Source organism: Pseudoalteromonas sp. AWH4_217 (assembly GCF_056161105.1).
Genome location: NZ_JBSWYM010000025.1, coordinates 1 through 25216, shown reverse-complemented (window position 1 = coordinate 25216; position 25216 = coordinate 1). Strand labels below are relative to the sequence as shown.

The 25216-nt window shown below is 45.8% G+C and carries 17 protein-coding genes; 11 read left to right on the top strand and 6 right to left on the bottom strand.

Annotated elements, in window-relative coordinates:
* Nucleotides 1-498 precede the first annotated feature (498 nt).
* Nucleotides 499-1713: a hypothetical protein gene (locus ACXAH1_RS21965; protein ID WP_054017691.1), complete on the bottom strand. Its 1215-nt coding sequence runs from the start codon at nucleotides 1711-1713 to the stop codon at nucleotides 499-501.
* Nucleotides 1714-2413: 700 nt separating this feature from the next.
* Here ACXAH1_RS21965 and ACXAH1_RS21960 point away from each other — a divergent pair.
* The 6 genes from ACXAH1_RS21960 (at nucleotide 2414) to ACXAH1_RS21935 (ending at nucleotide 10592) form a co-directional block, all read left to right on the top strand.
* Entirely contained in the window at nucleotides 2414-3646 is a 1233-nt protein-coding gene (locus ACXAH1_RS21960) for an AAA family ATPase (protein WP_138553567.1), read from the top strand.
* 16 nt (nucleotides 3647-3662) lie between these two features.
* A complete protein-coding gene (locus ACXAH1_RS21955) occupies nucleotides 3663-4625 on the top strand; it encodes a transcriptional regulator (RefSeq protein ID WP_475199655.1) in 963 nt (320 codons plus the stop codon).
* A 155-nt stretch (nucleotides 4626-4780) separates the two neighbouring features.
* Complete coding sequence (locus ACXAH1_RS21950; protein ID WP_475199654.1) at nucleotides 4781-7876, top strand: DEAD/DEAH box helicase; 3096 nt, start codon at nucleotides 4781-4783, stop codon at nucleotides 7874-7876.
* A gap of 239 nt (nucleotides 7877-8115) precedes the next feature.
* A complete protein-coding gene (locus ACXAH1_RS21945; protein ID WP_054017687.1) occupies nucleotides 8116-8322 on the top strand; it encodes a hypothetical protein in 207 nt (68 codons plus the stop codon).
* A complete protein-coding gene (locus tag ACXAH1_RS21940) occupies nucleotides 8323-9015 on the top strand; it encodes a response regulator (RefSeq protein ID WP_138553559.1) in 693 nt (230 codons plus the stop codon).
* A gap of 119 nt (nucleotides 9016-9134) precedes the next feature.
* Nucleotides 9135-10592 (top strand): DNA recombination protein RmuC, encoded by a 1458-nt coding sequence (locus ACXAH1_RS21935; protein ID WP_475199651.1) that lies wholly within the window; start codon nucleotides 9135-9137, stop codon nucleotides 10590-10592.
* Between the two features lie 121 nt (nucleotides 10593-10713).
* Here ACXAH1_RS21935 and ACXAH1_RS21930 read toward each other — a convergent pair whose 3' ends face one another.
* The 4 genes from ACXAH1_RS21930 to ACXAH1_RS21915 form a co-directional block, all read right to left on the bottom strand.
* Nucleotides 10714-11244, bottom strand: coding sequence for a hypothetical protein (locus ACXAH1_RS21930; protein ID WP_475199649.1), 531 nt, complete (start codon nucleotides 11242-11244; stop codon nucleotides 10714-10716).
* A 209-nt stretch (nucleotides 11245-11453) separates the two neighbouring features.
* Nucleotides 11454-11933 carry a hypothetical protein gene (locus tag ACXAH1_RS21925; RefSeq protein WP_253044706.1) on the bottom strand — a complete coding sequence of 160 codons (480 nt, stop codon included), beginning with the start codon at nucleotides 11931-11933 and terminating at the stop codon, nucleotides 11454-11456.
* A gap of 298 nt (nucleotides 11934-12231) precedes the next feature.
* Nucleotides 12232-14325, bottom strand: coding sequence for an ATP-binding protein (locus tag ACXAH1_RS21920; protein ID WP_475199648.1), 2094 nt, complete (start codon nucleotides 14323-14325; stop codon nucleotides 12232-12234).
* A 561-nt stretch (nucleotides 14326-14886) separates the two neighbouring features.
* Nucleotides 14887-16491, bottom strand: coding sequence for an isocitrate lyase (locus ACXAH1_RS21915; protein WP_475199647.1), 1605 nt, complete (start codon nucleotides 16489-16491; stop codon nucleotides 14887-14889).
* 231 nt (nucleotides 16492-16722) lie between these two features.
* Between ACXAH1_RS21915 and ACXAH1_RS21910 the strand changes: the two genes are divergently transcribed.
* The 5 genes from ACXAH1_RS21910 to ACXAH1_RS21890 all read left to right on the top strand — a co-directional run bounded on the left by ACXAH1_RS21910 (nucleotide 16723) and on the right by ACXAH1_RS21890 (nucleotide 23786).
* Nucleotides 16723-18894 carry a malate synthase G gene (locus ACXAH1_RS21910; protein WP_475199645.1) on the top strand — a complete coding sequence of 724 codons (2172 nt, stop codon included), beginning with the start codon at nucleotides 16723-16725 and terminating at the stop codon, nucleotides 18892-18894.
* Nucleotides 18895-19061: 167 nt separating this feature from the next.
* The gene (locus tag ACXAH1_RS21905; RefSeq protein WP_475199643.1) at nucleotides 19062-19442 is read left to right on the top strand and encodes a hypothetical protein; all 381 of its coding nucleotides are present in this window, start codon (nucleotides 19062-19064) and stop codon (nucleotides 19440-19442) included.
* Between the two features lie 142 nt (nucleotides 19443-19584).
* The gene (locus tag ACXAH1_RS21900; protein ID WP_475199642.1) at nucleotides 19585-21879 is read left to right on the top strand and encodes a ferritin-like domain-containing protein; all 2295 of its coding nucleotides are present in this window, start codon (nucleotides 19585-19587) and stop codon (nucleotides 21877-21879) included.
* A 9-nt stretch (nucleotides 21880-21888) separates the two neighbouring features.
* The gene (gene bufB / locus ACXAH1_RS21895; RefSeq protein WP_475199640.1) at nucleotides 21889-22881 is read left to right on the top strand and encodes an MNIO family bufferin maturase; all 993 of its coding nucleotides are present in this window, start codon (nucleotides 21889-21891) and stop codon (nucleotides 22879-22881) included.
* Complete coding sequence (locus ACXAH1_RS21890) at nucleotides 22878-23786, top strand: HvfC/BufC family peptide modification chaperone (protein WP_475199639.1); 909 nt, start codon at nucleotides 22878-22880, stop codon at nucleotides 23784-23786. Before bufB ends, ACXAH1_RS21890 begins: the two co-directional genes overlap by 4 nt.
* On the opposite strand, the gene ACXAH1_RS21885 is transcribed toward ACXAH1_RS21890, so the two are convergent.
* Nucleotides 23777-25216: tetratricopeptide repeat protein (locus ACXAH1_RS21885; protein ID WP_475199637.1), on the bottom strand; the 1440-nt coding region annotated here is incomplete at its 5' end. The two genes, ACXAH1_RS21890 and ACXAH1_RS21885, sit on opposite strands and share 10 nt — an antisense overlap.

Below are 25216 nucleotides of genomic sequence, written 5' to 3'. Positions count from 1 at the left end.
CTTGCCAGCCATTTAGCTAAAGCAGTACCCAGTATCTTATCCTTAAGGCCGGATACGTGGAACACCGAATGCAAACTGACAAGTTTGAGGTTGATCCACATGATCGGCCAGTCCATCCAGGTTTGACACTAAGTACTACCTCGTAAAGAACACATCATTAATTAAGGTGTAGAAATCATTCTTTTAAGATTGCCCTATCCTGAACCCCTTTACCCTGCTATCAATATATGCCTGAACAAAGAGGTTACTTCAAAGGTCGGATATAAGCGAACGTTTTACCATCAAAAAAACACAAGATATGTAAATACGAAATATGATTCTATGTGTTGTTAAATCTGGTTTTTCAATCAACACTATGCAATTAAGGAAGACACATTATCCATCTTATAAATATCAAAACTCTGCTGACATGTCGAAAATTCAATATCACTTAGTATTTAACATAATAATAGTTAGCTCTTCGTATGAAAGAACCAAACTCAATCATTTCCAATCAAGTTACTTTTTCACGATTTCTTCCAAGGTATCTTCGTCGATCACTTCCGCGTTTTCGACAATTCGCTTACCACCCTGGATTTCAATTCGCTTATTATGTTTATTTAAAGCTAATATTTCATCACAGAACTGTGCTGAAGGATGCATTTCGTATACATAGTCTACGATTTTGCCACTTTTATCATCTTTTACATTAGAAATATGATACTCAGAGATAGCCCCTTTTTCGATCAGGTCTTTCATAGTCGTCGTCATATCTCGTCGTAATGCTTTCAATTTATTGTCGGTTATTTCATCATCTGGGTAGATTGAGCCATACTTTTCCATGATAGATAGTAGACGGAAATGATAAGTTTTTCCCGGGGCGGCATATCTCCATAAGTGGTATAAGCGCAACATCATCCAGCGAGAAAGGCCACGTTTAAGTTCTTGCGCGCTATTAAAGTAGTATCCTTTATACTCTAAATTGTCGATCATATTATGAACAAAAGCATTCAGACAGGCCACACACTTAACGTTACCACCTTGCCCTTTTTTACCACTGAAGTGAAGTGACGATAAAAAGTTCATATTAGACTCATAAAATGAGTCATCTATATCTGTACTTTTTGTGTCTGTTGCACGGTATTTGAACGACAGCTTTGAACCTTGCAAAGCCTCTAAAGATTCTTTAATTTGCGGATAAGGCATTGATTGACCAACAGCTTTTAGCTCCTGGGCCAGTTCATTCATAGAGAAGATCACAGCATATTGAATACCGGACTTAAAATTGATTTTTACAATCTTACCTTTTGAAGCCAGACGAATAAGAGCACGCTCAACTTTTTCCTCTCGGTCCGACGGCCACACAAGAAATTCTGCTTCTTCACCATCTTTTTTACTACTTACAACAGCCGGAGTGATTTTTAGTTCACCATCGTAAACAATACCGTCGACTTTTTCCGAAATTCTTCTGGAAATAATGGTTTTCTTTGGCGCTTCTTCAAGAGGTAACTTTTTATAGCCAGAGCGCACAAAGCGGCCCCAAAGGTCGTAATGATTAAAAGTGTTAGAATAAGCTCGCAAACCATGACTAGCACTTTCTAATGATACTCGAACATCTTTGTTGTCAGTAAACAACGCTAAACTTTCGTTATCGGTTGCACTTTCAACACCATGGATCTGACCTCTAAGGGAATCAGGTAAATTATCAACGGAGATGTTTACCTTACGGCTCATTTTATTACTTCCAGAATTTTGCGACGGTTAATGACAACACATTCACGATCAAAAGTTAATTGTTTAAGTTAGTAAAAAACTGATCTGCACTAAAAAATCAGTCTTGGATCACTTTTTTACTAAGACTCGGCCCCCAGGGATCCAGTTTATACCAACTCATACACCAAACCACTTCAAAAACGCCCGTAAAGGCTTCAAACAGGCCTGTAAATCAGGCTTTCTCAGATCTGTTGTGGATAAAAACGGATCAAGCTGGTAAGGATCCGATCTATTCTAAGTACAGATCAGATCTATACCTATTAAAACCAGTGTAAACGATAAATAAAGTGTATAACTTACTGAATTAACTTAGTAAAATATGGATCCATTACGCACGGATAGTGGACAAGTATGTGTATAAGTTGTGCATATTGGAAATATTAAAAACCCTGTTAGTAAAACACCGATCTAGGAGTACGAAAAGATCTGATCTTAACCAAGTATTTTCTTGATCCAGAAGTTTGACGATATTTTCTTAAAAAACAGTTAGATAAATGTAGATATCTGTCTCTTAGCCTTTAATACCTATAGATCTAACCATTCCTAAACTTATTTATTTATACTTTAGGTAAAGTATAAATATAGATGTCTTTGTTTTTTTATGTTTACTGCAAAAGTAATGGACATTATAATAATTCCCATCATTTGAAGGAAATAACGTATGTCTATCAATAGCAATGCGCTCTCAACGTACAGGCTGCTTAAAGCAACCGCAGAAGTCGCTGAAAAATCCTTAGAAGGTAGAATTCAGCATTATCGCGCACATCTTAAAAGTGAAGATAAAGAACTTCGCACATATACACAAAAGGCAGCAGCAGACTTACTTGGCGTAAACAATAGAACACTTAAGCGACGTCATGATCAAGGTGATTTTGATCACTTGGCTATCCAAAAAGGTGCAAACGGCCATTACGCCTATACATTGGCCAACATCTTCTCAATGGCCGAGATATTAGGTATTGAAGCTGACCACAGAAAACCAAATGACAAGCTACAGGTTATCGTTATAAACAGCCTCAAAGGTGGATGTGGTAAAACAACCAGTCTGGTAAATATCGCAGCAGCCCTTGCTACCACGAACATTAAAAGATATCGCATTGGGATCATCGATCTGGATCCGCAAGGATCATCTTCCAGCTTCTTCCCTTCTCAGGATCCGGAGCCAATCACTGTCGGCGATCTTATGCGCGACTGTATCGAGTTAGATGAAGGTGAAACCTGGCAACAACTGGTATCAGATGCATTCAGAGAAACACATATTCCTAATATTCGCGTATTACCGTCAGGTATGGACGATTTTTACTTTGAACATGAAACTGCTACTGAACTGAAAGAATCATCCAGTTATGCACAAACACGTCATTACCATAAGTTAAAAGAAAAGGTCATAGAGCCAGTCTCAGAACAGTTCGACATTATCTTGATAGACACAGCACCTTCGCTTAACTTCATGTTCTACAATGCACTGATGGCCTCTACGGCCATGCTTATCCCTGTACATCCGGAAGCCGTCGATTTCGATGCCAATAACAAGTACTTAAAAAGACTGGGAGAGATCTACCATACAGTCGCAGCGCTTGGACATGAAGGCTGGGATTTCATGCAGTTTTTGGTCACAAATTACGTCAAAGGAAACCATTCTCAACGTGATATCGTGAAAGACGTCCGTAGTGCGTTTGGTCGTCAAGTGATGAGCTACCCTATAAATCACAGCTCTGCGATCACCGCAAGCTCTTCATCGTTTAATACTATTTTTGATCAAAAAACCTCTGATTCACTTGCAAGCAGAGAGTCTTTGATCAAATCACAGGAAAATATAAAAGATGTCGTGGATGAGCTAGAAATGTTAGTTCGGTCAAATTGGCCATCAACTCAGTCATCACTCGATCAGTAAGCAGGTAAACAATTTCATGGCTAGAAAACGTAAGAACGATACACGCATCGATCCATTTGCAACACCCGTTGAGGGCAGTAGTTTAGATGATCTATTGGATCAGGCAAAAGTGGGTGATGTGATCACCATGCCGGCTCCCAGCGATCCTAACAGAATGATCACTCTGATCTGTAAGGTAATTAAGCACAACGAGATCGCACAGATCACAAAAGTATATGGCGATAACAGGCGTGACCAGACACTGCTTAACGAGCGTTCTGTGGCTGACATTCTACCAGCTATTGAGGCCGACAAGCGCAATCTACACCCTGCGTTATGTTGGGAGAAAGGCGCTGTGCATGAAGTGTTGTCAGGCTCCAGACGCAGGAAAGCCTGCCTGCTCGGAGGCGCTGATTATGTCATTTTAACTTCTGCTGACTTCACAGATGAAGATGCCAAAGTACTTTCAGTGTCATCGGATCAATATATAGCGCCGAGTTTGTGGGAACAGGGTAAAGCCTTCTCCCAAACCAAGCAGGCACTTATCCAACAGGGTAAGAAAGGATCTTACCGTGAAATTGCAGCTATAGAGGGCTTATCACATACCGCTATTGCAGATTCGTTAAAAGCATATGAGCAAATCCCGCTCGAAGTTGTGAGTCTATATCCAACGGCGAACCATTTGGGTCGTGAAGCTGCTAAAAAGTTGATCATTGCTATTCAGGAACATAGTGAGGGGTTTAAGCAAAAAGTGGCAGAGTATACGCCCGAGAAACTAACTTCGGAGGCCGTCAGTGACGAAAAACGAGCGGTATTACTCACAAATTATCTGACCACTTTTGCAAAGACAGAGTCCCGAAACATCGCATTGCTTGAAAACGACTATGTCAAAGTTCAAAGAAACATAAAGAGCGGTGCTGTCACAGTTAAGATAGATGATCGCGTTATGACCGAGAAACGGCTGGAGCAATTAGAAAAATTGCTTGCAAGTTTCAATTAAACAATAACGGCCGGGTTTATCGGCCGTTATTCGTACTGTATCCGCACTGTTGTCATCCAACCAGTCAAATTTTCCGGATTTATCGCCATTTGCCCCTTTAGCTCAAATACGTAATTTCATATACTGCTCTTTTACGTCTTTTTTATTGTAAACGAATGTCTTCGCAGTTATCTAAAGAGCAACTTCTAGCACTATTTGAGGAAATTAAACAAGAACAGTCGACCCAGTTTCCGCTGTCCGAACGATTTCTCAAACAGTATTTCAATGCTGCCTTGTTAAGTAAGGCCAAGCAATATTTGCATGATGAACAGATTAGCTTTCTGGAGCACTCTGAGGACTTCACAAAGATAGACGCTCAGGTGATGGGTAACTTCGGCAATACCTTCACTCAACACATCAAAATAGAACAGATTAAAGGGGCGCCTTCTGTCGAAGCCCAGTGCACGTGTTCAAACAACCCTAAATGTCGCCACATCGCGGCTGTCCTGTTGAAGCTGAAAATAGACCACTCGGGTGGTTTTGGTGAGTCCTATCTGGTCAACGATTGGTTCAATGAGCTCGCACAATTGCAACAGGCCAATGATCTGGATGTCACCAATGTTTTGTTATTCGTGCTCGAGTCCCGTGGTAATGAACTGCTGGTCAACCCAAAAACCACCCCGCAAAAGCCCGATGGTGTTTATCCTCTTGGCCGCGCACTGACCGAACACCAGCTCAACAGTCAGGTACCGCCAAAGGATATCCTGGAAAGCGACTTCAGGTTGTTTTCCTGGATCCGCTCGCAAAATACGCCAGGTCACTTCGAGCTATCAGGAAGCTGGGGATTTTCAGCCTTACAACAGCTTGTGCAGAGCAAGCGCTGTTTTTACCAAAACAGCCGCAGACCGCTTGCTTTTGGTCATAAGCAACACCTGGAGTTTAGTTGGGAAAAAGAGCGTGATGAATATCGTTTGACCAGTCATTTAAGTGGGGTCGAGCAGTGGCAATTGATCAAAACGGATCCGCCTGTCTATCTCGATACTGAAAATATGTTACTAGGTCGGATCGAATCGGAACTAAGTGCTCAGGAAATTGCCCACTTGCACACAATGCCTTTGATCAACGCTAGTAAGATTGAGGCCGTGATTAAACGATTTCAGGATGTATTTGCCGACAATATAGTTCCGCCGCCTCATGGACATGAGCATCTTATCAACAAAGACAAGCTGGTTGCCAGATTGAGTATTGAGCCTGGTTCACCTCTGAAGCTGGCTTTGTCATTATTGGATAAAGAGGGTCGTTACTCCAAAGCTAAGCAGCTTAACCGATGCGAGAAAATGCTTAATGGACTTGGCTTCTCAGCTCAACAAAATCACTTTGTGCTTCCGCATGATGATGATGTTACCTATCACTGGTTTAATAGCGAAGTTCGCCCTTACCTACAAAGTAAACTCTGGCAGGTAGATGAATTACAAGGTGGTCGAGCGGTACAGGCGCCAAAGGTCACTTTGGTACTAAAACGAGACAAAAAACACCACGTCATTGGCCGGGTTATGTTTGATGATAAGCTGGTTACGCTGGACTGGGACAAAGTACCTTCCCATGAAGTCAATTCTCTGGCTAATGTTTATCAGTACATTGATATCGCAGAGCAGTTCTATGCCATACCTAAAGCCGTCTACGACGAGTTGATACTGCTAAAAACAAGGTTTAGCTATTACCTGTCCAGTTCACAGTTCAAATTTCCTCTGTCGTATGCCAGTAAGCTGTTTGAGCTAAACGCAGTTGAAAGTGTGTCTGATGACAGGCGCTTGTTAGATTATCTTGACGAACTGAGCAAGCCTGAACAACAGCATGCTTCTGGTGTGCCCGACTCTGCTGAGCATTTTACGCTCCGTGATTATCAGGTGCAGGGAGTAGACTGGTTACGTTTCCTGAATCGCCATCAACTTGGTGGCATTCTTGCTGACGATATGGGGCTGGGTAAGACGCTTCAGGTGATAGCTTATTTTATTTCTCAACACAACACGTTAGTGACCAAGCCTTCGTTGATTGTTTGTCCGACTAGTCTGGTTGGTAACTGGCAGAACGAATTCCGTCGTTTTGCGCCACACCTGCCGTTGCTGACGGTGCATGGCGCACAGCGTGACAAGCAGCTCAATCAGGTCGCTAATGCACGCTTTATAATCACCACTTACCCGTTACTAAAACGTGATTTAGCGCACTACTCTGAGCTGGAATTCGATTCTATTGTGCTTGATGAAGCACAGTACATTAAAAATGAAACCGCGCAGATTTCCAAATGTGTTAAGCAGCTATCTGCTGAATTTAAACTCTGTCTGAGTGGTACGCCGGTCGAAAATAACCTCCTTGAGTTAAAATCTTTGCTCGACTTTGTAATGCCTGACGTACTGGGTACCAAGCAACAGTTTAAGCACTACTTCCAGCAGCCTATCGAGAAAGAAAGCGATACTCGACGTGCCAAAGAGTTACAGTCTTTAATTGCGCCTTTCATTTTGCGCCGAACTAAGTCCGAAGTTGTGCGCGAGCTCCCAGCAAAAACTGAGTTGGTTAAAAAGCTTGAATTCAGCGGTGCACAAGCTGATATGTACCATCAGGTACAGGCTAAAATCGAATCTAATCTGGTTGATCTGTTTAAAGAACAGGGTGTGGAGCGCAGTAAGCTGGCATTTTTAGATGCCCTTCTCAAGTTGCGTCAGATCTGTTGCCATCCCAGCCTGGTTGATAAAACTCAGACGTTCAACAGCGCAAAGTTTGACTGGTTATCAGGTCACTTACCTATTTTCTTAGAAGAAGGTCGCAAGGTGATTATTTTCAGCCAGTTCACCAGTGTACTGGACATGATTGCCAGCCATTGTGACGGCTTGAATATTCCTTTCACTATGCTGACAGGTCAAACACGTCAACGCGATAAAGTAATTGCTCGCTTCACTGAGGGTGAGGTCGATGTCTTCCTGATCAGTCTTAAAGCGGGCGGAACGGGTCTGAATTTGACTCAGGCTGATACCGTGATCCATTTTGATCCCTGGTGGAACCCTGCCGTCGAAAATCAGGCGACGGACAGAGCTTACCGGATTGGTCAGGATAAGCCTGTGTTTGTTTATAAGCTGATCATCGCTAATTCAATTGAGCAGAAAGTCTATCAGATGCAAAAAGACAAGCAGGCTCTGGTAGACGCTTTGTTTGCTGATGCAGGCGTGAATTTGACTCAGTTTAATGAAGCGCAAATGCTCGAAATGATAAAAAGCTAATTTTTTTCTGAACTTTTTAGAACAAGGGAGGGTCTATCATTATGCTTGTTGTTAACGCCAAGTTTGTAGTAAGCATATTGTTGATTTCCCCCTATTAAATACAAGTTTTGTATCGAGCCGGTTAATTATTAACCGGCTTTTTTTTATGCGTTTTTAAGCTGTTCCATATTTGATCCACATTGTTCGACTTTAATAGCCATATTGGCGAATTAGGACGCGATGGACTCAAGGGGCGAGCTATGTTGTGCTACGAAAACGCAATTTCACAGTTAAACTTTATTGAACCTCAGTCACAGTGTGATTATGATCTACTAAACGAGGTTGCCAGTTCAGATGATCTGGCCAGCATTCTGACCATGTTGCTGTTTGATGAAACTTTGTCGGATAAGCTAAAGGGTCAGGTTAAAAAGCAGCTTTCACAACTAAAGGCTAAATCGAGAGGCTAAATGACATCTAAGCACCATATTCTTATCGTTGAGGATGATTACGATATTGCAGAGCAGGTAATGCTGTTTTTTAAAGCTTCTGGATTCGAAATTACCCATATTGCAGATGGTGCTTTGGTGGTTGACTGGGTGAGAGAAAATAACCCTGAAGCCATTTTGATGGACATCATGCTACCTAACCAGGATGGTGTTGAGTGTATGCGCCAGATCCGAGAGTTCTCAATGGTACCGATTGTGATGCTAACGGCAAAGGTATCTGAAGCTGACCGGTTAAAAGGGTTGGAATTTGGTGCCGATGATTACGTCTGTAAGCCATTCAGTGCTGCGGAACTGGTGATGCGTATCAAAGCGATTCTGCGTCGCTGCCAGGCAGCCCCTAGCGCGTCTCAGGAAGCCGCCATCGTGGTGGATGTGGATCAGTTAATCGTTTCTATCAAAGGCAACACCTTGTCTTTGACTAAAGTTGAGTTTGACGTATTTGCCATGTTGTATCAGGCGCCTAACCGGGTTTTCTCTCGTCAGCAGATTCTCGATCATATTCAGCCCGACAACTTTGATATTTCCGACCGCGTTATAGACAGTCATATCAAGAACATCCGTAAAAAGATCAAGCAAATCGAGTGCTCGCCCAAAATTGTTGAATCGGTATATGGTGCTGGCTATCGTTTCAATGAGCAGCAACTTGATGCTTAAATGACGGCGCTGATGCGCCGCTAGCTTCCTACAACAAATTTTAAGAAAATCACAATATAATAGGCATTTAGGCTGTGTAGTTGATATTATCTAAACATAGTTACATCAAGAGAATGCCTATGTTTTTGTCCAGTTTAGCCACCCTTTCTCCTGCTCAAATTTTGACATTACTCAGTGCCGGCGCCGTGTTATCTTCATGTGTTTTTGCTCCCCTGTATAGTTTGTTTCGGCAAAAGAACCAAACTGCCAGACAACAGTTGATGGTGCAAAATGAGCAGTTACAGAGTCAGCTTGCACAATTAACTGATGAGCTGAAACAGGCACAGAGCCAACATTGGCAACTACATGGTGATTGTCAGCAGTTGCAGGCTCGGCTGGATGAAAAGCAACGTCAAAGTAGTGAGTTACAGAATCGCTGGCAAAAAGCAGAAGATATGGCCCAGGATACTCAAGCGTACGCTCACCGCCTTGAGTTGGAGCTGACCGATGTGAAAACCACCCTTGCACAAAAGCAGCAGTCTTTTGATGCGCAACTGGCTCAACTTGAACAGTCAAAGGCCGTTTTAAAGCAAGAGTTTGAAAATCTGGCGACACAAATTTTTGAGGACAAAAGTGAAAAGTTCGCTCGTCACAGTCAGGATAAAATTTCTCAGCTGTTACAACCCGTTCAGGGCGAATTAAAGGGCTTTCGGGATAAAATGGAAGCCATTCACAGCGAAGAACTCAAACAAAGAGCCGCACTGCGCACCGAGTTATTGCATTTGCAGGCCAACAACCAGGCCATCACTGAGCAGGCGCATAAGCTGACAAACGCGTTGCAGGGCCAGAAGAAAACTCAGGGTAACTGGGGTGAACTGATGCTCGAAAATGTGCTCGACAGTGCGGGTTTACGTCCGGGTAATGATTATCAGCGCGAGGTGAGTTTTTCGACCGAAGAAGGTAAATACCGCCCCGATGTCATTGTGTATCTGCCTCAAGCGCGTCACCTGGTGGTGGATGCTAAAACCTCTTTGAACGCTTATACCCGCTATGTCAATGCTGAGCAAGATAGCGAGGCAAATCAGGCTATTGTCGCCCACGTTGAAGCAGTAAAAGCAAGGGTAAAAGAGCTGGGAGACAAATCTTACGAGCGATTACCTGGGCTGAACTCTCCCGAAGTGGTGATCATGTTTATTCCGGTGGAATCAGCATTTGTTGAGGCCATTAAGTATGCGCCCGATTTATATCAATACGCCCTCGAGAACAAAGTGTTGATTGCAACACCAACTACCCTGCTGACCAGCCTGAATATCGTGAAACAGTTGTGGCGTTTTGAAGAGCAAAGTAAACACAGTAAGGAGCTGGCGCTGCGTGCAGAAAAGTTCTACAGCAAGCTGAATGCATTTTTACATAGTTTGGAAGGCGTGGGAAAACAACTGGATAAGGCTCGGGAAGGGTACGATAAAGCGATGGCACAGCTCTACAGCGGCAAAGGGAACCTGATTAAACAAGCCTCTGAGTTTAAAGAACTTGGCGTCTCAGTATCTCGCGAGTTACCGAGTGAATTAACAGAAAAAGCGAAACTTGAACTAGAGTAAGGGACAACCTCTAACGCGAATGTTTCTGCAGGAAGCGTGTGAGTACTTGTTTCCTGCAGCAGGTAATACCTTGTGGAGTCGCAATACTCATTGTTGAGTTTGCGACTCTGTACTTTGCGATCTAACGATCTTTGTAAATTTCATTGGCCTTGAAAGCTTCTACTTCCAATGGAGAGTTATCATAGCCATATTCAGCCAGGTCAGAAAAGTGCTGTGTCACGATAGCCTGCAAGCTGGAGCGTTCAATCTGCAGAACATGGACAAGTTCATGTGCCAGTTTGGGTGTTGTGAGTTCAAAGCCGTGACGTACGTAGATAGAATAACCAAATACCTGAGCGTTATTGATAATGCCCTCTCCCACAAACCCAAGTGCTTCGCCTAACGTTTTCAAGGCAAAGTTGTCATGAGGAAAAGGGACTTCGTCAACATAGACTATCCTCACCTTTTCCGGAGATTGTATGCCTATCTCTTTTGCAATTGCTAAGTGCTTTTGATCTAAAGGTTCGCCAATCTGACGACCTTGTATATCAGTTTCTTCAGCCCAGCTAATATATTGGGGCAAAAGTACTGAGGATATCAATGTTTGGTGAAAGAAAATGATACCTAGGGTGGCGGTAAACACGATGGCTAAGAGTATTTTTATTATTTTCATTGTTGGTTACTCATTTATTATTATTAATTTTCCTTAATTCATAAGAATTGGGGGTAAGCAGGAAAGCAAGCTCATAATACACTAGTCAATAAAGATTATCATTTTTAACAGTGTAGTAGCCAAAATAGAGGCGTATTTAACAGGGGAAGTTATAAGCGTGTCGCAGATAATAAAAAAGGGCCATCAGGCCCCTTTCGTATTTGGTATGATCAGCTATTACACAAGGCGTACTTGCCTCTGCGTGGCATGTCTGTATACAGGTAAATATACATGTCGTTATTTTGTACATCTTGCCAAACACGACTGTTGGCTGCCGGGCACAGAGAATTACGAATATACTCTTTCACTTCGCTTTCAGACATTGCCAATTTAGTCGGGATCTGAATAAACACATTGAGCTCGCCGCTTTTAAAATCAATATTGTTAAACTTCCAGCTGCCCATCATGAACTGCTTAGAAAAGTAGCGTGTAATGCGTTTTTGGGCACTTGAATCAATTGCTGCGATCTGAATGTCTTCAGATGAGCTATCAACAAAGTAGGTCCATGCAGCTGAAAGTATGATAAAGCCACCTAACAACATAGACCAGATTGGTAAAGTGGTTTTTACTGTCGTATTTTGCTTTTTCTGACGATGTCTGGATTCAACAATTTTTACCCATTCATTGTGTTTCATAGTTCGCTGTGTCATAGACCATTCCTCCCGTGTATATTGCTTATTAAAACCAATCATTGTGGAAAGAAAATGGAGGAACCCCCTTGTCACACCTGATCGGATCAGTTGTGGGGCGATTTTTATTGAGGTCGGATCTGTGAAGCGATAGCGGGTTTAGCGATACGCAAAACGTTAATATACGGGTGGTTTGATATTATCAGACTTTAGTACCAAGCGAATGTTTTTTAATCTTACCTGTTTTAAAAAAGAACGATAAGTATGATTAAATAAAGCGCTAAAAAAATGCCTGACATAATGTCAGGCATTTTGAGTACTAAATCTGTGATACGGTCTGTGGCACTTTTACTTTAGGTGTGGCTGAGGCCGCATATAATGTAACCCGCACAGAAAGCCCCCCTAGTCTGCTATCTCTTAATTCAATGTCACCTGACATGGACTCCACCAGGCTTTTACATAAGGACAACCCCAGACCTGATCCTCCGGTTGCTCGACTGCGCGAGCTTTCTACTCGGTATAAACGCTCAAATAAGCGCGGCTTTTCATTGTCAGACACGCCCGGTGATGAATCCTCCAATTGAATGATCAGTCCCTCACAGTTTTGCCGGATTTTCAGACGTACCTGACCCGGTTTATCGGTGTACAGGCAGGCGTTTTTTGCCAGGTTATCTATTACCCTGTCCAGCTTAGGTTTGTCTATCAACACACTGGCATTAGTAGGAATTGAAACATCGGCACTAAAGTGCAGATCATTGCTTTGCACCATTCGCTTGATGTCGTAGCAATAACTGTCTGCGAGTGTACGGGTACAGTAGGGTTGATTATTGATCACCATTGCCTGGTTATCAGCCTGCGAGAGTTGATAAACGTCTGAGATTAGATGGTTTAGCTGGGATATTTTTTCATTGATCTTGCTGTATGCCAGAGTGTCGTCTTCCAGCAGATTATATTCCAGTGCCTCTATGTGTAGCTTAAGCACGCTCAGCGGCGTTCTCAGTTCGTGAGAAATATCGGCCAGCATTTGATCTTTTTGTTTAAGGTTTTGCTGGTAAAGGTTGGCTCTCAGGCGCGTCGTACGGTTTTTGCTGAATAAAATATAGGTGATCAAAATGCCCAATAACAGACAGGTCAGGGCAACAAACAGCCACATGCGCTGCATCAGTTGTGCATTGCGCAACTGACTTTCTGTAAGCTTACGATGATGCTCTGAGTCATCTAAGCGTTGCTGTTGCATAACGGTATCTATGGTGCGTTTGTGAGTCAGTGCCTGCTCTGAGTTGGCCTTTTCTATATTCTGGGCAAAAAAGGTATTTGCCTGGCTTAGGGCTTCATACGCCTCCTGATGGTTGCCTTGCTGAAAATCGTATTTGGCCTTGAGGTTATAGTAAACCTGAGACATATGAGTGTTCTCATTTTCTACATCCATAAAATGTGTCAGCCACTCGTAGTGGGGCTGGGCCAGTTCTGGTTTATGCTGATATAAATAGGCACGGGCCATAATGACGTGGGCATAGAAACGCTGTATCTGGTTATCACTTTGCGCGGCGTAATGCATAGATAACTTAGCATGCTCTTCAGCCTTGGCTCCTTTTTCCAGCTTGAGATAGGCCTGGCTGATTAGCTTATGGGCACGCGCCAGGCTGACATTGGCCGGAATTTGCTCAAGCAGCTCAATGGCCTCAGTGGTTTTTTCTACGGCCAGTAAGTAGTTTTTGCGTTTAAATGTGACCTGAGCCAGTCTCAGCGCCGTGCCTGCAATATTACTTAGCTCACCCGACTTCTTGTCTGCTACCAAGGCCTTAGTAAAAAAGAACTCGGCTTGCTCCAGGTCGTTAAAGCGCATTGCCATATCGCCCAGGTTATAAAAGTTGTTTGCCACCACCCCGTGAAGCTGACTGTCTTTTAGCGCATCTCTGGCTTTAAGCTGAAACTGCATCGCCATCGCCATTTCGTTCTTGTAGTCATACAAGGTTCCGAGATTAGAATAACTTTGACCTATCAAGTCCTTATTATTCATTGATTTAGCTGTTTCTAAAGCTTGCCTGTAGTTACTTTCTGCATCATCCAGCTTGCCCATACGTCGGTAATTAATCCCCAGCTCCTTATAAAGCTGAAACTGGCTGTCGACATCCAGCTGAAATTGCTTGGGTAATCTGTCTAACGCATCAATCGCTTGCTGATGATTGCCCTGCTTGCGATAGATTTGTGCTTCAACAAAGCGCGCCTTTAATTGCTTTTTTGCATCAGTGTGGATGTAAAATGGGGTCAAACTACTGAGTGCCTGCTCGTAATTGCCCGACAGCTCGAGCTTTTTTATCTCTTGCAGAGTTAAAGTAGAGCCGGTTGCCTGTGCATTAACTGTGACTATACTGAGTAACGCAAAAGCAGATTGAAGCAGTATTTTTTTCATAATTTCTTAGTAGTACATAAGACTTTTTTCAGAGTATGCAATAATTGTGGTGCAATTATGGATCTGTAAAGGGGGTTTACAGTACGCTGAGTTGGTAAAATCATGATTTATTGGCTATCTAGTTAGTAAAATTTTGTTTTATCCGTGTACGGACTTAGTAAAATTTTGATTTATAGACATCAGAGTTAGTAAAAATGTGGCCTGGGCCGTATTTATTATTGCAACTAGTCGAATTTTTCAGCTAGAAATCGGTGGCTTTTTTCGATTTTTGAGCCAAAACACGATGGTTTTACCCACTTTTTCTGTCCTTATCCCTGGCAGACACAGAAAGTCCCCCAGCTAATAAAATCTTGATCCAATAATTTGGGAGAGTATATACGGGCGGGTAAAATTCTGATCCGTGCTTGTCTGGTTGAAATGCACAGGGGCAAATCAAACGACAATAATCGTTAGGTCGTTGAGTTGTGCGGGCAGTGGTTATGGTGCTGGAATTAGAGATAGTAAAAATCTGATCTAAAAAGGGCCCGAAGGCCCTCGCTTGATTAAGGAACTATATGACAATTAAAACTGGTTCATGGTGTTGGCTTCACCGCCTGCTTTCAGTGCGTTTTCACCACTGAAATACTCTTTATGTGTATCGCCAATGTTTGAGCCAGCCAGGTCCTGATGTTTTACAGAAGCCTGCTCGCGGCGAATTTCTTCTCTCTGGACGTCACGTACATAGGCAAGCATACCCAGGTCACCAAAGTATCCTTCAGCCAAAATATCAGTGCTCAGTGCGGCAGTGTGGTATGTCGGCAAGGTGATCAGGTGGTGGAAAATACCCGCCTGAGCGGCACCGTCACGCTGGAAGGTACGTACCTTAGCATCGGCTTCTGCAGCCAGCTCCGATTGATCCAGTTCAGGAGACATCAGCGCTTTTGGATCTTGAGTTGGATCCGGGTACGCAGAAAGATCTTTGCCTTGTGCCTGCCACTCTGCGTAAACCTGTTCACGGAACTTCAGTGTCCAGTTAAACGACGGTGAGTTGTTGTAGACTAGTTTGGCATTGGGCACCTGCTCACGGACTCGGTTTACCAGTTCTGCTATTTGCTCTACATTGGGCTTTTCAGTTTCAATCCACAACAGATCGGCGCCTGATTGCAAGCTGGTAACACAATCGAGCACAACGCGGTCTTTTTCAGTGCCTTCTCTGAACTGATACAGGCCATTGTCGAGGCGAACTGGCTTGCACAGCTCACCATTTTGTTTAATGACCATGTCACCTTCGTTCAGATCTGCAGCGCCAGAGATAACTGTGGTGTCGAGGAACGCGTTGTACTGGCTGGCCAAATCGCCAGGTGTTTTAGAGACCGGGATTTTCTGCGTCAGGCTGGCACCCAGAGAATCTGTTCGGGCGACAATAATGCCATCTTCTACACCCAGCTCTAAGAATGCGTAACGTACTGCATTGATTTTCGCCAGAAAGTCCTCGTGAGGTACGGTGACTTTACCGGCCTGGTGGCCACATTGCTTGGCATCCGATACCTGATTTTCAATCTGGATGGCACACGCACCGGCTTCAATCATTTGTTTTGCCAGCAGGTAGGTGGCTTCCTCGTTACCAAAACCGGCATCGATGTCAGCAATGATTGGTACTACGTGAGTTTCGAAGCTGTCTATCTGTGCTGTAATTGCCTGGATATCACCGCCCTGCGCTTTGGCCTCATCCAGCGCCTTGTAAAGGTGATCGAGTTCACGCGCATCCGCCTGTTTTAAGAAGGTGTAGATCTCTTCAATCAGCTTAGGCACGGCGGTTTTTTCGTGCATGCTTTGATCTGGCAGTGGCCCAAATTCAGAGCGAAGCGCGGCAACCATCCAACCACTCAGATACACGTAAGAGCGCTTAGTGGTCTTGTTGTGGCGCTTGATGGCCATCATCATTTGCTGAGCCGTAAAGCCATGCCAGCAGCCTAGTGACTGCGTATACTGACTGCTGTCGGCATCATAAGCCGCCATATCTTCACGCATTACCTTTGCTGTGTATTTAGCGATATCCAGACCCGTTTTAAAGCGGTTTTGTAAGTGCATTCTGGTTGCAAATTCGGGGTTGATCCCCTGCCATGTATCGCCCTGAGACTGGCACAATGTAGTAAAACGATCAATTTGAGAGGTATAACTGCTCATAACAAAATTCCTTCGAACGGGTTTAAGCTAACTGGTTTATGTTTGTTTGCCAGGAGCGAGTGTGAGAGTGCTGCCTGGCGCTTAAATAAACACTAGACCGACCAGTTGAATTTTTTAAATTTATAGTTGTTATTGCCAGTATATTTATTGTGAATGGGTAAAAGGGTTTGTTTTTACTGAAATTGGCTTATTTTAAAGTGACCCGTTCAAACCCGATCAAGGATCACTCACATGAGTTCTCACATTTTACAGGCCGGATTGCGTATCGATACCCGCCTGTTTGACTTTGTCGATCAGGAGCTGCTGCCTGGCACCCAAATTAACGCAGATGACTTCTGGTCAGGTTTTTCGACTATTATTCACACTCTCACACCCAAAAACCGGGCGTTGCTTGCCAAGCGCGATCTATTACAAAAACAAATTGATGACTACCATTTAGCGAACCCGAGCTGGGATGCTGATAAGTATCGGACATTTTTGACCGAAATTGGCTATTTGGTGCCTGATGTTGCTGTGCAGCCTATCACCACCGAGCTGGTTGAGCCTGAAATTGCTCGTATTGCAGGTCCGCAATTGGTAGTGCCGGTCAGTAATGCGCGGTTTGCGCTAAACGCAGCCAATGCCCGCTGGGGTTCACTCTATGATGCGTTGTATGGCACAGATGTATTGCCCGAAGAGGACGGCGCGGAGCGCGCGAGTGGGTATAACCCGGTACGGGGCTTTAAAGTGATGGCCTATGCTCGCCAGCTACTGGACCGTATTTTGCCGCTGGCACATGGCTATCATATTGAAAGCACCAACTATGCGGTGGTACAAGGTGAACTGATCATCACGCTTAACGACTCAAGCCAGGTTAAACTGGCGGAACCCGCGCAGTTTGCCGGATATAACGGACAGCCACAGAGCCCGTCGGCGTTACTGTTTAAACACCATGATCTGCATTTTGAAATCCTGATCGATCCTCAGGATCCGATCGGCCAGGCAGATAAGGCCGGGATCAAAGACGTTATCCTGGAATCCGCGCTGACCACCATTATGGATTGTGAAGACTCAGTTGCAGCTGTGGATGCCGAAGATAAAGTACAGGTTTACCGCAACTGGCTGGGTCTGATGCAGGGGACACTCGAAGAACAGTTTGAAAAAGCGGGTAGGACAGTAACCCGTTCACTAAATGCCGACAAAACTTACCTGACACCTGATGGCCAGTCGCTGAGCCTCAAAGGCCGCGCTATGATGTTTGTGCGTAATGTTGGCCATTTGATGACCACCCCCGCCATTTTGGATGAGCATGGTGAAGAGGTGTTCGAGGGAATAGTCGATGCGGTGATCACCGCAACCGCCGCGCTGCACGATCTGCAAGGTGATGGTGCGCTTAAAAACTCCACTGCGCAGAGCGTGAATATCGTCAAACCCAAAATGCATGGCCCGGAAGAAGTGGCCTTTACCGGCGAGTTGTTTAGTGCAGTAGAGCAGTTGCTGAAATTACCTGAAAACACCCTAAAAATGGGCATTATGGATGAAGAGCGTCGTACATCTGTAAACTTACAGGCCTGTATCAATGCGGCACACTCCCGCGTGGTGTTCATCAATACCGGGTTCCTGGACAGAACCGGTGACGAGATCCACACGTCTATGCTGGCAGGCCCGGTATTACCCAAAGGCGAGATAAAAGCACAGCCCTGGATTGCGGCGTATGAGGATCGTAATGTAGACACTGGTCTGGCTTCGGGCTTTGCGGGTAAGGCACAGATAGGCAAAGGCATGTGGCCAATGCCGGATAAAATGGCGTTGATGATGGAGCAAAAGCTGGCGCATCCGAAGTCGGGTGCCAATACCGCCTGGGTGCCCTCTCCCACCGCGGCCACTTTGCATGCCATGCATTATCACGAAGTTGAAGTGGCGACATTGCAGCAGCAAATTGCCCAGCGGCAGATGGCAAGCCTTGACGACCTGTTGACACCGCCGCTACTGGGCACACGACAGCTTAGCGATGAAGAGATCCAAACCGAGCTTGACAATAATGCCCAGGGAATTCTGGGTTATGTGGTGCGATGGATAGATCAGGGTATTGGTTGCTCGAAAGTACCCGATATCAATCATGTTGGCCTGATGGAAGACAGAGCAACTTTGCGTATCTCCAGCCAGCACATTGCGAACTGGTTGCACCATGGCATATGCAGTGAGGAGCAGGTTAAGCGCACTTTTGTGCGTATGGCGAAAATCGTCGATGAGCAAAATCATCATGACGCGCAATACCAGCCTATGAGCGGCGAAAACATCGAAGACAACTTGGCCTTTGCGGCTGCTCTGGCGTTGGTGCTGCAAGGTAAAGTACAGCCAAATGGCTACACGGAACCTCTGCTGCATGCGTATCGACGTCAGTACAAGGGTCTTGTTCAGTAGGTTCTTTGATTAGTCTGAGCAACAGAGTGTAAAGGGGCTTTACGCTCTGTTGCTCTGCAAAATGTCGGCAGATGTAAAATTGCGTCAGACTTATGTTGTAACCCGTTGAATTCTATGAGTGCCCTGCATACTCTTACCCAAAGTGATAAGTACGGATAATATTGATTATGTTGTCAGGGAAATACCTGTTGCCGGGGATTAGTACCCTATTGTTGTCGGGGTGTATTTTTGTGCCGCAGACCGAAGTCAGCTTTGACGAATATTGCGGCGTTTATAAAGAATCGACCAGTATAGAAATGGCGCCCCGTGCTGCCAGCAACCTGATATTTCATGAGCTGGAATTGGCTGGCGGGCTTGCACTGGCATTGTCCAACGGGGTTGTAAATGCACAGCAACAGCAAGCCTACAAAGAAGCCTGCCTGGCAAATGGGATTGATATTGATGCCGAAGCAAGGCTGAGTCCCGACAGCGCTAAATCTCAGCTCCAAGCGTCACAATATTGCGACAATCAGACGTCTGACCTTTGTGAGATTGAACGGCGTCGGTAAACATCCCTCTTCTTTTGTACACTCTGTTTGTGAGTAATAGGATGTAATAGGAATTTCTTTTGTTGTGAACTACCTTTTATGAGCACTACCGCCTTGAAGAAACGGACGGGCAGTAGTCAAACCGTCACGAAGGAGCAAGTTCATGAACGAACCAATTAACAAAGACGTATTGAGCGGGCTGAAAGAAATCATTAAGCCCGAACTCAGAATTTCAAAGCAACAAGAGCAAGAGATAAAAGCGCGTAGCGTTGATTACAAGGCTGCTGATATCTCGTGTGTGAAAGCCATCGCGCAGGCGGCTATCAACGTTGAGCTATTTACCATTCCTCTGTATATGACTGGCCTATACTCCATTTATGGGATGCACCAGATTGGCGACAACTCCGGGTTATATCCGGGACGTTGGTGGCCTGGTTTGGCAGCAACAGCTGGTACGGTGCCAAAGGGGCGATTCGATGAATATGACGCCGTAGTGAAGCCGACACCGACGGATGTCTTAACAGTCAACGAGCAAGTATTCAATGGTGTATACAGTGTGTTTGTTGAAGAAATGCTGCACCTGCAACTGGCTTCTAATATGGCCAGCAAGATCGGACTTACACCGACTTTTACCAGTGAGGCACTGATCGATAAGAAATATGGCTGGCAGTGTTACAACAATCAGACCATGATCCCGCACATTCTGGATTTTAATGACTGCGACAGCGATCTGAATAAGCTGAGCCCTGAAGTCAGGGATTACTTTAAAGCCCACTTTAAGGGTGAAAGTTTGCAGGATCTCAGGGTGAATGCTACGGAACTTAACAAAGAGCAGGCGCTGCTGTTTTTATTGATTGAAGAAACCGAAGAAGACGCGCAAAAAATTATTGCACCCCAGTACCTCAAACCCGGTGCAGATGGTCGTCCCAAGTACTTTGAAAATGCCCCGTTCAACTGGTGGCAACCCAGCTACAATGAAACCAACCTGCCGCTGTTTGGCTCAATCGGCCATATGTACCTGTGTTACTGGAACTACCTGCAAATTCAGTATGACGATGGCACGTCTTTGCTCGATGCGCTGTTAGGGTCAACACCGGTGCAAAGAGACTACTTTAACGTCCGTCCCGGCGATGACGAGTACCAGGCACAATTTCCTGGCGTTGACGGGTCTTTGAATTCGCCAGAACTGGATGATACACGCCACGATGAGCTCAAAGTTAAACTTATCAACAACATCAATGCCATTACCGATCAGGGCGAAGGTCAGGGCGTGGTTGAAACAATCTGCCAGCAATGGAGCCATGAAGCCTGGGCACAAAAAGCCCTGAGCAGTTTGTTTGCGCAAAAGACTGAAGATACGCATACCGTGCAAGAGAAGTATCAGCCTGATGAGAACGCACTTAAAGCGGATTATCCGGGTACACCTATCTCAGGATCGGCGTGTGCACGGATCATGAATAAGCGCAAAGATCATTTCTTGATCTTCAAGCAAACACTGGAATTGATCGTTAAATACAGTGATCCCAGCTACTCAGAACAAGAGAGGTACCTAACCTGGAAAGACTGGCATGCCGAAGGTAAGCGTTGGAACAGGGAAATGCTGAACCCGGGTACCTGTGATAAAGCAAAAGAGCAGCACCCAGACTTACCTGGGGTTGATGAGATCGTTGCTGCACTGAACAATCTCAGCAGCACAGAAAAAAGCAAGGTGGAAACCCACCTGCTGTTCAGCCAGTCGGCAGTAGGAACCATTAAAGGTCTGACAACCGCGCTGGACCGCTACTGGTCAGGGAAAACCGATGAGTTCCCCGGGCCTGCAATGGGTGGCTCTGGTGACCGTGTCTCAATTTGCTGGGCCACGACTGGGATGGCACCTGATCTGGTGACTGGCATTGCACCGCAGGAAGAAGGCGTCTTGTATCATGCCTGCCAGGGTATGAGTTATAGATCGGAGGATGCAGGACTACCACCAGCCCAGGTGTTCCATAGCTGTAAAGGCTCAAACGATTGTAAAGCCCAGGGTGGCTGTGGTTTTGTTCACAGCACAACACCGGGTGGCAGCTGTGGTGCCAGTGGCGCTAAAGGCATTAAGAGTGCGCCGGCCGACAACAAATGTAATAACCTGGGTGGGTGCGCTGTGCCTATTTCGGCGTCGCAGTTATTCCCATCCCTGCCAGCCGATGACAGTGATGGCTATAAAATGCAGTTGTTTAGTTTTGATGAAGACAACAACTTCACACCGATTAGCTACATTACTCCTGATGGCGGTGATCCACAGCTGGACTGCGACTCATCTGATAAGACCACGCCAATGCCCTATAAAGAAGGGGACGCGGTGTACAAGATTGCCTGGCAGGCTTATTGTAATGCCAACGATCTGGTTAATAAGCAGACCGGTGAAATCCCTGCGCCACCAGAAGTGGATGACATTCGTCTGGCACTGCCGCCTTCAACATAAGGAAGCGCCATGTCGGATAATTATAATGGGGAGGCGCGGCGTGATACCGCAGCCTCTTTTTCTCATACCGGGAACTTAGGATTTGGGGTTGGCTTGCGCAGCCAGCATTACCCTGAGCTGATGAGCATTGACCATGATACGGCAAAAAAGCCGGTGGACTGGTTTGAGATCATCAGCGAAAACTACATAGACAACTTTGGCTATGGCCGCCACGTGCTGGAAACACTCAGAGCACACTACCCTATGGTGATGCATGGCGTATCAATGAACATTGGCAGCACAGATCCACTTGATTTTACCTATCTGAACAAGCTCAAAGCACTGAGCGATTTTGTGCAGCCTGCGTGGGTGTCGGATCATCTGTGCTGGACTGGCGTGGCCGGGGTAAATAGCCACGACCTTTTACCCATGCCGCTGACCGATGAAAGTCTCGACCATGTTATCCGTCGGGTTAAGCAAGTGCAGGAAGTGCTGGAGCGTCCGATTGTGCTGGAAAACCCGTCTACCTATCTGGAGTATTGCCATTCCAGCCTGAGTGAACCGGCTTTCTTTACCGAGCTGGTGAATGCCACTGGTTGTGGTATTTTGCTCGACGTCAATAATGTGTTTGTCAGTGCGTTTAATCATGGCTTTGATCCTGAGGCGTATATTCGTGCCCTGCCCCACCAGCAGATTGTGCAGATCCATTTGGCGGGCCCAAGCGATTGCGGCGACTGCCTGATTGATACCCACGACCAGCCTGTACCGCAGCAAGTCTGGGCGCTTTATGCATTGGCGCAACAGCTGACCGGCGGCGTGTCGACCTTACTGGAATGGGACGCCAATATTCCGCCATTTGACACCCTGGTGGCGGAGCTGAATAAGGCAAAGCAGGTACTTAATGGCGAGATGCCCGCGCAGGCCGTGCACCAGAGCGATATGGCGAAATTTTCAACGCCTGTGGTACGGGAAATGCATCAAAATACAGACCTGGCACACAGCTTAAAACCGGTAGCAAAATGACCTACTCAACCCCACAACTCAGCCAGTTGCAAAACTGGTTGTCTCACGTTTTAATTTCTCGTGGTGACTTGCCAGAAAAGTTGCTTACAGCGGGCCAGCGTGATGGCCTGACACTTGAACAGTGCGTTAAATCGACCCCACAGTTGCCAGCCGAGCGTCGGGTGGATATCTATGCCGCTGGCTACGTTATGCGACTGGTGGAATGCCTGAAAGGGGAATTTGCCCTGCTCTGCGCCTTTATGGGCGATGACGTCTTTGAGGTGTTTGCCAAGGCATATATCGTGACCTTACCGTCGCGGTCTTTCACTTTGCATACGCTGGGTAAATCGTTTGTCAGTTTTTTGGCTAATACCCGGCCACAGGGGGAGTTCGACGACAAACAGCGCGCTATGTTCGATGTGCCCGTGGAGCTGGCCCGGTTCGAGCGTGCCAAAGCGGAGGTCCTACTGGCCGAAGGACTGGAAAACACGCCCCCAGCCGAGCTGGTACTGAACGAATTTGAACTGCTGGGCGGCGGCGCGTCGCTCAATCTGATGGTGCCACCGTGCCTGCGATTGCTGGTCAGTGATTACGATCTGCTGCCCATGGTTGAACAGTTAGAAACTGCCCAGCCACATACCCTGCCTGGCAGAGAAACCCGTTATATCGCCCTGACCCGGCAAAACTATCGGCTGATCACCCAGCCGCTCACCCACTGGCAGGCGGATTTGCTCAGCCACTGTGGTCAGGCTATGTCGTTTGAACAGGCGCTGGTACACAGCGCCCGCCGTCAGGGCATGGAACCTGCTCTACTCAGAGCCCGGCTGGCCATGTGGCTACCGGCCGCTGTTGCCTGTGGTCTGCTGGTGGTCGAGCGCGCCAAACGCCCGACTACAAACACCGAAGATGCCTCGCACTACTTATAAGCGCAGCGCGAGGGGCGAATATCCAGAGGCTTTCGATTTTGTAATTGCTCGGAAAACTTGCTTGCCAGTTGATGGCGCCAATACGGTGCCATCATCTCTTTGTTGGGCGCTTTGGGACCAAGCGTCACGTACTCAATCGGGGCCAGATGATCGTCTCTGTGCAGCTCCAGATATAAGCGTGGCGCAGTGCCGTTGGCAAAGTCGGGAGCTGAGCTTTGGATCTCCTTTGCACCATAGTCCAAATGCGTGACTATCACTCTGTGTTCCTGCTCATCCTTATAATGGGCGTCTTTTAGCAGGTAGGGTAATGGGCCGAGTAGCCAGGCAAGTGTTTGTAATTTCTCGGGTGTAGGTTTCTTGCCAACAAATTTATCGACCTCTTTTTTAAGGTCCTTGAAGTATGTTCTCAGCTCTTTGGCACCCTCGCCCAGTATCTTAAAATTATCTTTGAGATACACAACCCGGTAAAACGCAGTGCTTTCCTGAGGAGACTGGCCGGTATTGGTAAATGACGGCATCCTTTCCTCTTGCTCTGTGTGGTTGCCCTGCTCTTCCAGTAATCGATAGTCAAAAAAGCGCTCTGTGTTAAAAGTAATGGCGCAGCCGCAGGCATCATCATTTAAATGGTTTTTACTGTAAAAGCGCCACATATTCAGGCTGTCGCTGTCCGGTAAAAAGCAGCCAATAAATACCGGATTGCCTTCTTCCGGCTCGTAACCTAATTCCTGCCAGAGTAACTTTCCCTCATTGGGGTCATTGACTGCATTGATATGCCCCAGTCTGAAAGGGCTTTTTTCCAGTAAAATGGCCTGGCCCACATCGAAAGACGTGTAATGAGTCATAGTACGATGTTTTTTGACTTGAAGGTGGGAGAGTATCCTCTCTCTCAAAGCGCTAATTGACTTTGATTGTTCAAAACGCTCTGCTCTATCGCAGAGCTCATAGGCTTCAAAGCTAAGTTGGGGGTCTTTGAATACTTGTTCGCACAGCGCTTTTGTCCGAACGTAGCTTTGTTTTACACCGTCACCTTGAAAATAACTGAAGGCCAGGTTGAGCTGGGCACGGTTATTTCCTTTCTCTGCGGCGAGGCGATAGTATTTATTAGCTTGTTTACTGTTCTGTTTTACTCCTCTGCCAAAGTCGTACATGTAACCTAAATTACACAGAGCTCTAGTATTGCCTTGTTCAGCAGCCAGCTGATAGTACTCAACGGCTTTCTTATCACTTTGCACTACGCCTTTGCCGAGCCTATACATCACACCCAGATTGCATTGGCCGTACGCATGCCCTTGCTCAGCAGCCAGCTGATAGTATTCAACGGCTTTCTTATCACTTTGCACTACGCCTCTTCCGTGCTCATACATCACACCCAGATTGCACTGGCCGTGCGCATGCCCTTGCTCAGCAGCCAGCTGATAGTACTCAACGGC

Bases quoted from the DNA above. Each gene is read 5' to 3' on its own strand.
- ACXAH1_RS21945 (WP_054017687.1), top strand. From the start codon at position 8,116: ATGTTGTGCTACGAAAACGCAATTTCACAGTTAAACTTTATTGAACCT.
- ACXAH1_RS21920 (WP_475199648.1), bottom strand. From the start codon at position 14,325: ATGAAAAAAATACTGCTTCAATCTGCTTTTGCGTTACTCAGTATAGTC.
- ACXAH1_RS21900 (WP_475199642.1), top strand. From the start codon at position 19,585: ATGAACGAACCAATTAACAAAGACGTATTGAGCGGGCTGAAAGAAATC.
- ACXAH1_RS21955 (WP_475199655.1), top strand. From the start codon at position 3,663: ATGGCTAGAAAACGTAAGAACGATACACGCATCGATCCATTTGCAACA.
- ACXAH1_RS21915 (WP_475199647.1), bottom strand. From the start codon at position 16,491: ATGAGCAGTTATACCTCTCAAATTGATCGTTTTACTACATTGTGCCAG.
- ACXAH1_RS21905 (WP_475199643.1), top strand. From the start codon at position 19,062: ATGTTGTCAGGGAAATACCTGTTGCCGGGGATTAGTACCCTATTGTTG.
- ACXAH1_RS21965 (WP_054017691.1), bottom strand. From the start codon at position 1,713: ATGAGCCGTAAGGTAAACATCTCCGTTGATAATTTACCTGATTCCCTT.
- ACXAH1_RS21940 (WP_138553559.1), top strand. From the start codon at position 8,323: ATGACATCTAAGCACCATATTCTTATCGTTGAGGATGATTACGATATT.
- ACXAH1_RS21960 (WP_138553567.1), top strand. From the start codon at position 2,414: ATGTCTATCAATAGCAATGCGCTCTCAACGTACAGGCTGCTTAAAGCA.
- bufB (WP_475199640.1), top strand. From the start codon at position 21,889: ATGTCGGATAATTATAATGGGGAGGCGCGGCGTGATACCGCAGCCTCT.
- ACXAH1_RS21890 (WP_475199639.1), top strand. From the start codon at position 22,878: ATGACCTACTCAACCCCACAACTCAGCCAGTTGCAAAACTGGTTGTCT.
- ACXAH1_RS21930 (WP_475199649.1), bottom strand. From the start codon at position 11,244: ATGAAAATAATAAAAATACTCTTAGCCATCGTGTTTACCGCCACCCTA.
- ACXAH1_RS21910 (WP_475199645.1), top strand. From the start codon at position 16,723: ATGAGTTCTCACATTTTACAGGCCGGATTGCGTATCGATACCCGCCTG.
- ACXAH1_RS21925 (WP_253044706.1), bottom strand. From the start codon at position 11,933: ATGACACAGCGAACTATGAAACACAATGAATGGGTAAAAATTGTTGAA.
- ACXAH1_RS21935 (WP_475199651.1), top strand. From the start codon at position 9,135: ATGTTTTTGTCCAGTTTAGCCACCCTTTCTCCTGCTCAAATTTTGACA.
- ACXAH1_RS21950 (WP_475199654.1), top strand. From the start codon at position 4,781: ATGTCTTCGCAGTTATCTAAAGAGCAACTTCTAGCACTATTTGAGGAA.